The sequence below is a fragment of the Microbacterium sp. H83 genome (genome assembly GCF_001650405.1).
GTDB lineage: Bacteria > Actinomycetota > Actinomycetes > Actinomycetales > Microbacteriaceae > Microbacterium.
The window spans coordinates 14,496-26,176 of sequence record NZ_LWCU01000023.1 but is presented as its reverse complement, the minus strand read 5'-3'; the positions used below and the strand labels follow the sequence as shown (position 1 = coordinate 26,176).

10 protein-coding genes are annotated in these 11,681 nt (G+C 69.2%); 5 read left to right on the top strand and 5 right to left on the bottom strand.

Annotated elements, in window-relative coordinates:
- Position 1: 1 nt before the first annotated feature.
- The 3 genes from A4X16_RS10445 to tkt are packed head-to-tail and all read right to left on the bottom strand — an operon-like array spanning position 2 to position 4,811.
- The gene (locus A4X16_RS10445) at positions 2–1,609 is read right to left on the bottom strand and encodes a glucose-6-phosphate isomerase (RefSeq protein ID WP_067120264.1); all 1,608 of its coding nucleotides are present in this window, start codon (positions 1,607–1,609) and stop codon (positions 2–4) included.
- Positions 1,606–2,718 carry a transaldolase gene (gene tal / locus A4X16_RS10440; protein WP_067120261.1) on the bottom strand — a complete coding sequence of 371 codons (1,113 nt, stop codon included), beginning with the start codon at positions 2,716–2,718 and terminating at the stop codon, positions 1,606–1,608. Before tal ends, A4X16_RS10445 begins: the two co-directional genes overlap by 4 nt.
- Entirely contained in the window at positions 2,715–4,811 is a 2,097-nt protein-coding gene (gene tkt, locus A4X16_RS10435) for a transketolase (protein WP_067120598.1), read from the bottom strand. The genes tal and tkt overlap by 4 nt, the downstream gene beginning before the upstream one ends.
- A gap of 386 nt (positions 4,812–5,197) precedes the next feature.
- Between tkt and A4X16_RS10430 the strand changes: the two genes are divergently transcribed.
- On the top strand, positions 5,198–6,103 hold the full coding sequence (locus A4X16_RS10430; protein ID WP_067120596.1) for a heme o synthase: 906 nt from the start codon (positions 5,198–5,200) through the stop codon (positions 6,101–6,103).
- On the opposite strand, the gene A4X16_RS18085 is transcribed toward A4X16_RS10430, so the two are convergent.
- Together A4X16_RS18085 and A4X16_RS10420 are read right to left on the bottom strand one after the other, a co-directional pair.
- Complete coding sequence (locus tag A4X16_RS18085) at positions 6,049–6,522, bottom strand: hypothetical protein (RefSeq protein ID WP_197491818.1); 474 nt, start codon at positions 6,520–6,522, stop codon at positions 6,049–6,051. The two genes, A4X16_RS10430 and A4X16_RS18085, sit on opposite strands and share 55 nt — an antisense overlap.
- Positions 6,523–6,618: 96 nt before the next feature.
- Positions 6,619–7,728, bottom strand: a complete 1,110-nt coding sequence (locus A4X16_RS10420; protein WP_067120259.1) for a COX15/CtaA family protein — start codon at positions 7,726–7,728, stop codon at positions 6,619–6,621.
- Between the two features lie 232 nt (positions 7,729–7,960).
- Between A4X16_RS10420 and sufB the strand changes: the two genes are divergently transcribed.
- Genes sufB through sufC form a run of 4 tightly spaced genes read left to right on the top strand, consistent with a single transcriptional unit; the run spans position 7,961 to position 11,680 of the window.
- A complete protein-coding gene (sufB, locus tag A4X16_RS10415; protein WP_067120257.1) occupies positions 7,961–9,379 on the top strand; it encodes a Fe-S cluster assembly protein SufB in 1,419 nt (472 codons plus the stop codon).
- Position 9,380: 1 nt separating this feature from the next.
- Positions 9,381–10,586 carry a Fe-S cluster assembly protein SufD gene (gene sufD, locus A4X16_RS10410; RefSeq protein ID WP_067120255.1) on the top strand — a complete coding sequence of 402 codons (1,206 nt, stop codon included), beginning with the start codon at positions 9,381–9,383 and terminating at the stop codon, positions 10,584–10,586.
- Positions 10,583–10,909: a non-heme iron oxygenase ferredoxin subunit gene (locus A4X16_RS10405; RefSeq protein WP_067120253.1), complete on the top strand. Its 327-nt coding sequence runs from the start codon at positions 10,583–10,585 to the stop codon at positions 10,907–10,909. The genes sufD and A4X16_RS10405 overlap by 4 nt, the downstream gene beginning before the upstream one ends.
- Complete coding sequence (sufC, locus tag A4X16_RS10400; RefSeq protein ID WP_067120251.1) at positions 10,910–11,680, top strand: Fe-S cluster assembly ATPase SufC; 771 nt, start codon at positions 10,910–10,912, stop codon at positions 11,678–11,680.
- Position 11,681: the final 1 nt, after the last annotated feature.

Here is an 11,681-nt window from a genome sequence, read left to right as displayed (position 1 = left end):
GTTACTTCTGTGCTGCTTCGAAGAGGGTGAGGACGTCGGCCGACGAGTCGGTGATCGTCAGGGAGACGACCGGACGGCCGTGCTCGGCGAGGACGGCGGCGTCGCCGGCGGCCTGCGCCTCGATGAGCTGTCCGAAGGTGTACGGACGCTCGGGGATCTCGAGATCGACGTCGGTGCGCTCGAGGATCTGCACGAAGACGCCCTGCGCGGGGCCGCCCTTGTGATACTGACCCGTCGAGTGCAGGAAGCGGGGTCCCCAGCCGAAGGTCGTCGGACGCCCGGAGTCTGCGGCGACGAGCTCGCGGAGCCCCTGGAGCTGCGGGACGTCGAGGCGATTGACGTAGGCCTGGAGGGAGACGTAGCCGTCGTCCGCGAGGCGGGCCCAGAGCGCGTCGAGCACGCCTTCGACCGTTCCGGACACCGCGAGCGCGGCGTCGGACACGCGCACCTCGACGCCGTTCTCCACGAACGCGGGCGCCGTCGGCGCGGGACGCGCGTCGAGCAGGCCGCGGGCGGCGACCTTCGCGGACTCCACATCGGGCTGGTCGAACGGGTTGATCCCGAGCAGGTATCCCGCGATCGCCGTGGCGTGCTCCCAGACGATGAACTGGGCACCGAGGGTGCCGCTCACCAGGATCTCGCCCTTGTGCTGCTCGCGCAGGTGGAACTCGTCCGCGTCGTCGACGAGCCGCACGACCTGGAGGTCCGCGGGCTTCGTGTCGAGTTCGGGGGAGACCGGGAGCAGCACGACGGGCAGGATGCCGGTGCCGGCCTTGCCGGTCGACTCCGCGATCAGCTGCTCGATCCAGTCGGGCAGCCCGTTGATGTGCGTGCCGTCGGTGATGAGGCCGAGCTTGTCGCGACGGGGCACCGTCGCGGCGATCGCCGCGGCCAGACGCAGGGCGGGGTTCTCGGCCGAGTCGACGGCGACCTCGAGCAGCGAGGCCTCGGCCTCGTCGAGCAGCTCGTCGATGTCGACGCCGGCGAGACCGCTCGGCACGAGACCGAAGGCCGTCAGCGCCGAATAGCGTCCGCCGACGTTCGGGTCCGCGGTGAAGACGCGATAGCCGGCCCCGCGAGCGGACGCCTCGAGAGGCGAGCCCGGGTCGGTCACGACGACGATCCGGTCGGCGGGATCGATGCCGAGGTCGCGGAACGCGGCCTCGAACGTGCGGCGCTGCGAGTCGGTCTCGACCGTCGAGCCGGACTTCGACGACACGACGAGGACGGTGTTCTCGATGCCCTCGTCGAGAGCGGCCAGCACCTGACCCGGTGCCGTGGAGTCGAGGATCGTGAGCGGGACGCCCGCCGTCTGCGCGATGACCTCGGGAGCGAGCGACGACCCGCCCATCCCCGCGAGGACGACACGGTCGACGCCCTTCGCGTGCAGTTCGGCGCGCAGCGCGACGATCTCCGCGACGAGCGGGCGGGAGACGGAGACGGCCTCCACCCAGCCGAGGCGCACGGAGGCCTCGGCCTCGGCATCCGCACCCCACAGCGTCGAGTCGCCGCCGGTGACCCGGGAGGCGATCAGGTCGTGGACGAGAGACGGCACGGTCTCGTCGATGGCCACGCGAGCTGCGCCGGACGCGTGGATGGCGAAGGTCATCGCTGCGCCTCGAGCCCTTCGGCCACCTGGGCCAGCAGGTCGTGCCAGGAGTCGATGAACTTCGCGACGCCCTCGTCCTCGAGCACCTGCGTGACGTCGGTGAAGTCGATGCCGACCTCGGCCAGACCCGCGAAGACCTCGCGCGCCTCGTCGTAGCCGCCGGTGATCGTGTCACCGGTCACGACGGCGTGGTCGAAGGTCGCCTCGAGCGTCTTCTCGGGCATCGTGTTGACGACTCCCTGCGCGACGAGCTCGGTGACGTACAGGGTGTCGGGGAGTGCCGGGTCCTTGACGCCGGTCGAGGCCCACAGCGGGCGCTGGAGGTTGGCGCCGGCGGAGAGGAGCGCCTGCGCGCGGTCCTCGGCGAACGTCTTCTCGAAGAGCTCGTAGGCGAGGCGCGCGTTCGCGAGGCCCGCCTTGCTCTTGAGTGCCTCGGCCGCCTCGGTGCCGATCGCCGAGAGACGCTTGTCGGTCTCGGTGTCGACGCGAGAGACGAAGAACGACGCCACGGAGTGGATGGTCGAGAGATCGATGCCGGCCGCCTTCGCGGTCTCGAGACCCGTGAGGTACGCCTCGATGACCTCGGCGTAGCGCTCGAGGCTGAAGATCAGGGTCACGTTGACGCTGATGCCCGCTCCGATCGCCTCGGCGATGGCCGGGAGCCCGGCCTTCGTCGCAGGGATCTTCACGAGCAGGTTCGGACGGTCGACCTTGGCCCACAGCTCCTTCGCGGACGCGACGGTGCCGGCGGTGTCGTGCGCGAGGTCGGGGGAGACCTCGATCGAGACGCGGCCGTCGACGTGGTCCGACGCCTCCCAGACCGGGCGGAAGACGTCGAGGGCGGCCGCGACGTCCTGCGTCGTGGCGGCGAAGACCGCGTCCTCCGCCGATGCGCCGGAGGCGGCGAGCTCGGTCACCTGGGCGTCGTACGACGTGTCGTTCTTGTCGGTGATCGCATTCGCGAAGATCGTCGGGTTCGTCGTGACGCCGACGACGTTGCGGCTCTCGATCAGCTCGGCGAGGTTGCCGGAGGAGATGCGGGTGCGCGACAGGTCGTCGAGCCAGATGCTGACGCCGGCTGCTGCGAGGTCTGCGGTGGGGGTGCTCATGCGTTCTCCTTGATGGTCTCGCGGGCGGCCGCGATGACGGCCTCGGTGGTGATGCCGAACTTCTCGAACAGCGTCTTGTAGTCGGCGGAGGCGCCGAAGTGGTCGATGCCGACGGAGCGGCCGCGGTCGCCGACGATGCCGCGCCAGCTCAGGACGGAGCCCGCCTCGACCGAGACGCGCGCGGTGACGGCCTTCGGCAGCACGGACTCGCGGTACGCCTCGTCCTGCTCGGCGAACCACTCGAGCGACGGGGCCGAGACGACGCGGACGCCCACGCCCTCCTCGGCGAGAGCCGCGCGCGCGTTCACCGCGAGCTGCACCTCGGAGCCGGTCGCGACGATGATGACGTCCGGCGTGCCGTTCGGGGCGTCGGCGAGCACGTAGGCGCCCTTCGACACGCCCGCCGTGGAGGCGAACACGTCTCCCTCGGCAGCGCCGTCGCCGCGCTCGAACACCGGGATGTTCTGACGCGTCAGCGCGATGCCCGCCGGGCCCTCGTGGCGACGGAGGATCTCGAGCCACGCGGCGGCGGTCTCGTTGGCGTCCGCCGGACGGACGAGGGTGAAGTTCGGGATCGCACGGAGCGTCGCGAGCTGCTCGATCGGCTGGTGGGTCGGGCCGTCCTCGCCGAGGGCGACCGAGTCGTGGGTCCAGACGAAGATGCTGGGGACGTTCATCAGCGCGGCCAGACGCACCGGCGGGCGCATGTAGTCGCTGAAGATGAGGAACGTGCCGCCGAAGGCGCGGGTCGGTCCGTGCAGGACGATGCCGTTCACGATCGCGCCCATGGCGTGCTCGCGGATGCCGAAGTGCAGCACGCGCCCGTAGGGGCTGCCGGACCACTCGTGCGTCGACCACTCGGCGGGGATGAACGACTTCGCGTCCTTGATGGTGGTGAGGTTCGACTCGGCGAGGTCGGCGGAACCGCCCCACAGCTCGGGGAGCTCGGCGGCGAGCGCGTTGATGACCTGACCCGAGGCGGCGCGGGTCGAGACGTCCTTGCCTCCCTCGAAGACGGGGAGTGCTGCGGCGACATCGGCAGGGAGCGCCTTGGCCTCGAGCCGGTCGAGCAGCGCCTTGCGCTCGGGGTTGGCCGTGGCCCAGGCGTCGAACGACTCCTGCCACACGGCGCGCTCCTCGGCGGCGCGATCGGCGAGTCCGCGCGTGCGGGCGATCACGTCGTCGGCGACGGCGAAGGTCTGCTCCGGGTCGAACCCGAGAACCTTCTTGGTCGCGGCGAGCTCGTCGCCGCCGAGCGCGGATCCGTGGATCTTCCCGCTGTTCTGCTTGCCGGGCGACGGCCAGCCGATGATGGTGCGCAGGACGATGAGCGAGGGCTTGTCGGTCTCGCCCTTCGCGGCCTCGATCGCGGCATACAGCTCGGCGACGTCTTCGACGTACTCGCCGGTCTTCTTCCAGTCGACCGTCTGCACGTGCCATCCATAGGCCTCGTAGCGCTTCGCGACGTCCTCCGTGAAGGCGACGTTGGTGTCGTCCTCGATCGAGATCTGGTTCGAGTCGTAGATGGCGATCAGGTTGCCGAGCTGCTGGTGGCCGGCGAGCGAACCCGCCTCGCTGGTGACGCCCTCCTGCAGGTCGCCGTCACCGGCGACGACGTAGACGAAGTGGTCGAACGGGCTGTCGCCGGCCGGCGCCTCGGGGTCGAACAGGCCGCGCTCGTAGCGGGCGGCGTAGGCGAAGCCCACGGCGGAGGCGAGGCCCTGGCCGAGCGGGCCGGTGGTGATCTCGACGCCCTTGGTGTGGCCGTACTCGGGGTGTCCCGGGGTGAGGGAGCCCCAGGTGCGCAGCGCCTTGAGGTCGTCGAGCTCGAGACCGAAGCCGCCGAGGTACAGCTGCACGTACTGCGTGAGCGAGGAGTGCCCTGCGGAGAGGATGAAGCGGTCGCGCCCGAGCCAGTGCGTGTCGGCCGGGTCGTGGCGGAGCACTCGCTGGTAGAGCAGATAGGCGGCCGGTGCCAGGCTCATCGCGGTGCCGGGGTGGCCGTTGCCGACCTTCTCCACGGCATCCGCAGCCAGCACGCGAGCGGTGTCCACCGCGCGCCGATCGATCTCATCCCACTGCAATTCCGACACGGTCAAGCCCTTCTCCGACAGTTCGAGAGCACCCGGATGCAGCATCGCGGTCCGCATCTTCACGGAAGGTGGAGTGATGAGCGCCGGGCGCGCGAGTCCCCCCAGCATAGCGCCGCGGTCGGACCCGTTACCCCCCCTTTACAACGCGCCTGAGGGCGGGTAATTCCCGCGGCGCGGACGCACGCGCGGGCGGCGGCGGGACCCCATTCCAGGATGCGTGGGACGCGGTTCCGGACGCCCGGGCGCGTCCCCGTGATGAGCCTCAGAGCGAGCCGCAGGAGAGGGCCGGACGAGGCGCCCTGGCGCGGATCGGGACCGGTCATGCGGTGCCGTAGACTGGAAAAGCTGTCGTGACGTGTGCGGAGGAGGCGATCGAAATCTCGACGATGTCCGATCAGACCGTGGTGAAGAAGTCCATCGGTCGTACCGTGAAGGCGTACGTCGCCCTCACCAAGCCGCGCGTCCTCGAGCTGCTGCTGGTCTCCACCGTGCCGGTCATGTTCCTCGCCCAGGGCGGGCTCCCGAACCTGTGGCTGGTCGTCGCGACGGTGATCGGCGGCTCCATGAGCGCCGGCTCCGCCGCCGCGTTCAACATGTACCTCGACCGCGACATCGACGCCCACATGCACCGCACCGAGAACCGCCCGCTCGTGACGGGCGAGATCTCGCCGCGCGGCGCTCTCGTGTTCTCCTGGACGCTCGCGGTGCTCTCGACCGTGTGGCTCTGGTTCACCACGAACTGGCTGGCGGCGACGCTGTCGGCATCCGCGATCTTCTTCTACGTCGTGATCTACACGATGATCCTCAAGCGGCGCACCGAGCAGAACATCATCTGGGGCGGCATCGCGGGCTGCTTCCCGGTGCTCATCGGCTGGGCGGCCGTGACCGGTTCGCTCGACTGGCCCGCATTCATCCTCTTCGGACTGATCTTCCTCTGGACGCCGCCGCACTACTGGCCCCTGTCGATGAAGTACAAGGACGACTACGACGACGTGGACGTCCCCATGCTCGGCGTCACCCGGAACGCGTCGCAGGTCGGCCTCCAGGTGATCCTGTACGCCTGGGCGACCATCGCCTGCTCGCTGCTCCTGATCCCGATCGCCGGCATGGGGCTCGTCTACACCGTCTCCGCCGTCGTGTTCGGCGGCTGGTTCATCTACGAGTCGCACCGCCTGTACAACCAGGCGGTGCGCGGGAACGAGGCGCGGCCCATGCGGGTCTTCCACGCCTCGATCACCTACTTGACGCTGATCTTCGTCGCGGTGGCGGTCGACCCGCTGCTGCCGTTCTGAGCGTCCTCCGCCCCCACGGGCTCGGCCGCGCGTGCCGTGTCGTGCGCTGACGAGGAGTTCTCCGCGATCGCACGGTCCGCTGACGGTCCGTCCGTTTCCACTCCGTCATCGGAGGACTCGTCGGCGGTCCCGTCGATCGGCTCGACGACCACCGGCGTGCGGGCGGGGACGATCGCCTGGACAGCGCTGAGCGCCACGGCGAGCAGGATGCCGATGACACCGGCTCCGAGCAGTGCGGCGCCGACGACGACCAGCGACTGACCCACGTAGACCTCGATGCCCGTCGCCGTGCCGTCGAGCAGCGTGCTCGTCATGGTGCCGACCTGTCCGGCGATGAGCCACCCGCCGACCCCCGCCGCGGCGAGCGAGAGGACGAGGAGGAGCCAGAAGCCGATGCTGCGTGTCAATGACTTGTTCATGGCCGCCACGATGCACGGCCCACTGATGAGGGGGTGATGTGTACGCTATGCATCGCCTGTGCGGTCGTCACGGACCTCGTGCCCCGGTCCGGACCGTCAGACCGCCGACGCCACCGGCTTCTTCAGGCGCAGGACGACGACCGTGTACGCCGCGGCGGACAGGGACGCGAGCACCATGTGGATGCCGACGAGCAGCGGGGGGAGTCCCTCGCGCGCCTGCCACACGCCCACGCCCACCTGGACGGCGATCGCGATCACGAGCACGAGCAGCCACTTCCTGGGCTCGAGTCGCAGTGCCCACGCCGACACCGCCAGGGCCAGCACGAGGACCGCCAGCGCGTAGCCGGGCCAGGAGTGCACGTGGGCCAGGACGGTCGCATCGAACCCGCGCCGCAGGACGTCGGCGTCACCCGAGTGGGGCCCTGATCCGGTCGTGAGCACTCCGAACACGATGGTGACGGCGAGGGCGAGGCCGGAGACATGGCTGAGGACGGCGAACCAGCGAGGGACGACGCGCTCCCGCGGTCCGGGAGCGGCGTACAGGCGCACGAGGAACGCGGCGGTGACGCACACGAGCAGCAGTGAGGAGACGTAGTGGAACCCGACGATGAAGGGGTTCAGTCCCGTGAGCACCGTGATGCCGCCGACGAGGGCCTGGGCCACGACGCCGATGAGGACCACCCAGGCGAGGATCACGAGATCGCGTCGGTCGGCGGTCAGCCGGACCGCGCGGACGGTCGCCGCGATCACCGCCACGAGCAGAGCGCCCATCGCGAACGGAGTGGCGGGCAGGCCGACCAGGGTGACGACGAGGAAGACGAGGGCCGCGGCCACGATGCCGCCGGCCGCGAACCGCAGAGCGGAGAAGACCATGAGCCGGCCGCCGACTCGCGCCAGCACGAGCAGCAGGACGGCGAGGGCGATGATGCCGACCACCCCGGTCATGACGCGGTTGCCGAACTCGATGAGGCCGTGGATTCCCTGATCCGCGTAGATGGGGACGAGCGACTCCGGTGTGCAGAGCGGCCATTCCGAGCATCCGAGACCGGAGCCGGTGAGGCGCACGGCGCCTCCCGTGCCGATGATGATCGTCTGCGCGAGGAACGACAGCCACGCGAGGACGCGCAGGGCACGGCCCCACAGCAGTGCGTGCGACGAGGGTGCATCCGCGACGCGCGTGGGGGAGGAGATCGTGGGGTGGGGCATTGGTGTCTCCGGACCGCGACGGACACGGCGGGCGGCCCTGTCCTCAGGCGGAACCTGTAGAATCGGATTGTTGCGATGAGCGCTGACCGCGCTGAAGCATCGTCAACAGTTTAGGCGCGATGGAAGCGCCGGTGATGAGGGCCCACCAACGGCACCCGCTCCCGCAGACTCGACGGGGATCAGGTGTGTCGGGGCGGATGACACCGTTTGGGACCTGTGAGGAGAGTGTGTGATGTCGGATGTGCTGATCGACCGCCCGGAGCTCGATGGCCTGGGGGTGTACGAATTCGGATGGCACGATGAGGACGCCGCCGGCGCCGTTGCGAAACGAGGCCTCTCCGAAGAAGTGGTCCGGGGGATCTCGGGCCTCAAGAACGAGCCGGAATGGATGCTGAAGACCCGTCTCAAGGGTCTCTCCCTCTTCGGCCGCAAGCCGATGCCGACGTGGGGCGCCGACCTCAGCGACATCGACTTCGACAACATCAAGTACTTCGTCCGCTCGACGGAGAAGCAGGCGCAGTCCTGGGAGGACCTGCCCGAGGAGATCCGCGAGACGTACGAGCGCCTCGGCATCCCCGAGGCGGAGCGCCAGCGTCTCGTCGCCGGTGTCGCCGCGCAGTACGAGTCCGAGGTCGTCTACCACCAGATCCGCGAGGACCTGGAGGAGCAGGGCGTCATCTTCATGGACACCGACACGGCGCTGCGCGAGCACCCGGAGTTCTTCGAGGAGTACTTCGGATCCGTCATCCCCGCCGGCGACAACAAGTTCGCCGCCCTCAACACCGCCGTCTGGTCGGGCGGATCCTTCGTCTACGTCCCCAAGGGCGTGCACGTCGAGATCCCGCTCCAGGCGTACTTCCGCATCAACACCGAGAACATGGGCCAGTTCGAGCGGACCCTGATCATCGCGGACGAGGACAGCTACGTCCACTACATCGAGGGCTGCACGGCTCCGATCTACAAGTCCGACTCGCTGCACTCCGCCGTCGTCGAGATCATCGTCAAGAAGAACGCGCGCGTCCGGTACACGACGATCCAGAACTGGTCGAACAACGTGTACAACCTCGTCACCAAGCGCGCCGTCGCTCACGAGGGCGCGACCATGGAGTGGGTCGACGGCAACATCGGCTCCAAGGTGACGATGAAGTACCCGTCGATCTACCTGATGGGCGAGCACGCGAAGGGCGAGACGCTCTCGGTCGCATTCGCCGGTCCGGGACAGCACCAGGACGCCGGCGCGAAGATGATCCACATGGCGCCGTACACGCAGTCGTCGATCGTCTCCAAGTCGATCGCCCGCGGCGGAGGCCGTGCCGGCTATCGCGGCGAGGTGCGTGTCGACGCGAACGCCCACCACTCGGCGAACACCGTCCGCTGCGACGCCCTGCTCGTGGACACGAAGTCCCGGTCGGACACTTACCCCGCGATCGACATCCGCGTGGACGACGTGCAGCTCGGCCATGAGGCGACGGTCTCGAAGGTCAGCGAGGAGCAGCTCTTCTACCTGCAGTCCCGCGGCATGCCCGAGGACGAGGCGATGGCGATGATCGTGCGCGGCTTCATCGAGCCGATCGCGCGCGAGCTGCCGATGGAGTACGCCATGGAACTGAACAAGCTCATCGAGATGGGCATGGAAGGATCGGTCGGCTGATATGACGGCCCAGACGACGACGCCGACCGCGTCGCATCATTCGAGCGCGCACGTCGACCCCGCCGCCCAGGTCGCGGACGCCGGCTTCGTGCCGGTGCAGACCCGCTCCGAGCGCCCGCATTCGTTCGAGCCCGCCGACTTCGGGACGCCGACCGGCCGCGAGGTCAACTGGAAGCACACCCCCGTCGCCAAGCTCGCGGCGCTGTTCGAGGTCGCCGGCACCGCCGACGGCGTCGCGCACGTGATCACGACCGGTGAGCAGTACGTCGCGGCACCGCTGGCTCCGGGTGCCGCCCCGCGCGGCGAGGTGTTCCTCGCCGAGGACGTCACGTCCGCCGTGGCGTGGCAGGGCGCGCCAGACGCGCTGCACATCCGCATCCCGCGTGAGGAGGAGGTGGCCGAGCCCGTCTTCGTCACCATCGAGGGCAAGGGCGCTGACCTCCGGGCGGACGCCCACATCGTCATCGAGGCGCTCGAGCACAGCTCCGCCACCGTCGTGCTGCAGCACACGGGTGCCGCGCAGTACGCCCAGAACGTCGAGATCATCGTGCGCGACGGCGCGAAGCTCACGGTGATCAGCCTCCAGCAGTGGCAGGACGACGCCGTGCACACGTCCGCGCATCAGGCGCGGGTGGCGGCCGACGCGACCCTCAAGCACTTCGTGGTCAGCTTCGGCGGCGGCGTCGTGCGCGTGAACCCGAGCGTCGAGCTCGCGGGCGCAGGGTCCGAGGGCTACCTCTACGGCCTCTCCTACGCCGACGCCGGCCAGCACCTGGAGAGCCAGGTGTACCTCCACCACAAGGGCCCGCACACCAAGGGCGACGTCCTGTACAAGGGCGCCCTGCAGGGCGAGGGCGCGCACAGCGTCTGGATCGGCGACGTGCTCATCGGCGCCGACGCCACCGGCACCGACTCCTACGAGGCGAACCGCAATCTCGTGCTGACCGAGGGGGCGCGTGCGGACTCGATCCCGAACCTCGAGATCGAGACCGGCGACATCCTCGGCGCCGGCCACGCCAGCGCGACCGGTCGCTTCGACGACGAGCAGCTGTTCTACCTCCAGGCTCGCGGCATCAGCGAGGAGGAGGCCCGCCGTCTGGTGGTGCTCGGATTCCTCAGCGACATCGTGCAGCGCCTGCAGATCCCCGCGCTCGAGGCCGAGCTCCTGGCGGCGATCGAGACCGAGCTCGCGGAGGTGGACGCATGAGCGCAGAGCGCGTGTGCGCCGTCGCCGACCTCGAGATGGACACGCCGCTGCGTGTCGAGCCGAACGGCGTGCCGATCACCGTCATCAAGGACTCCGAGGGCGTCATCCACGCCATCGGCGACACCTGCACGCACGGCGACATCTCCCTCTCCGAGGGCTTCGTCGAGGGTGACACGGTCGAGTGCTGGGCCCATGGCTCGGCGTTCTCCCTGCTCACCGGCAAGCCCCAGAACCTCCCCGCTTATGAGCCCGTGCCGGTCTACGTCGTCGAGATCGACGGCGACGACGTGCTCATCGATCCGACTGTGACGAAGGAAGTCTGAATGTCTGTTCTCGAAATCCGCGACCTGCACGTGACGGTCGAGACCGAGGCGGGGACCACCCCGATCCTCAACGGAATCACCCTCACCATGAACACCGGTGAGACCCACGCCATCATGGGGCCGAACGGCTCGGGCAAGTCCACCCTCGCCTACACGATCGCCGGACACCCGAAGTACACCGTCACCTCGGGCTCCATCACCTTCGACGGTCAGGACGTCTTGGAGATGTCGGTCGACGAGCGTGCCAGGGCCGGCCTGTTCCTCGCGATGCAGTACCCCGTGGAGATCCCCGGCGTGACCGTGACGAACTTCCTCCGCACCGCCAAGACGGCGCTCGACGGCGAGGCGCCGGCGATCCGCGGCTGGACCAAGGACGTCAAGGCGGCCATGGCCAACCTCCGGATGGACCCGAAGTTCGCGCAGCGCAACGTCAACGAGGGCTTCTCCGGCGGCGAGAAGAAGCGTCATGAGATCCTCCAGCTCGAGGTCCTCAAGCCGCAGTTCGCGATCCTCGACGAGACCGACTCCGGCCTCGACGTCGACGCGCTGAAGATCGTCTCCGAGGGCGTCAACCGCGCCAAGGAGGCCACCGGTCTCGGCGTGCTGCTCATCACGCACTACACCCGTATCCTCCGCTACATCCGTCCCGACTTCGTGCACGTCGTCGTCGCGGGCAAGATCGTCGAAGAGGGCGGACCGGAGCTCGCCGACCGGCTCGAGGAAGAGGGCTACGACCGGTTCCTCGACCCCGCCGCCCCCATCGAGGCGTAGG

Bases quoted from the DNA above. Each gene is read 5' to 3' on its own strand.
- A4X16_RS10445 (WP_067120264.1), bottom strand. From the start codon at position 1,609: ATGACCTTCGCCATCCACGCGTCCGGCGCAGCTCGCGTGGCCATCGAC.
- A4X16_RS18085 (WP_197491818.1), bottom strand. From the start codon at position 6,522: ATGAACAAGTCATTGACACGCAGCATCGGCTTCTGGCTCCTCCTCGTC.
- sufB (WP_067120257.1), top strand. From the start codon at position 7,961: ATGTCGGATGTGCTGATCGACCGCCCGGAGCTCGATGGCCTGGGGGTG.
- A4X16_RS10430 (WP_067120596.1), top strand. From the start codon at position 5,198: ATGTCCGATCAGACCGTGGTGAAGAAGTCCATCGGTCGTACCGTGAAG.
- A4X16_RS10405 (WP_067120253.1), top strand. From the start codon at position 10,583: ATGAGCGCAGAGCGCGTGTGCGCCGTCGCCGACCTCGAGATGGACACG.
- sufC (WP_067120251.1), top strand. From the start codon at position 10,910: ATGTCTGTTCTCGAAATCCGCGACCTGCACGTGACGGTCGAGACCGAG.
- tal (WP_067120261.1), bottom strand. From the start codon at position 2,718: ATGAGCACCCCCACCGCAGACCTCGCAGCAGCCGGCGTCAGCATCTGG.
- sufD (WP_067120255.1), top strand. From the start codon at position 9,381: ATGACGGCCCAGACGACGACGCCGACCGCGTCGCATCATTCGAGCGCG.
- A4X16_RS10420 (WP_067120259.1), bottom strand. From the start codon at position 7,728: ATGCCCCACCCCACGATCTCCTCCCCCACGCGCGTCGCGGATGCACCC.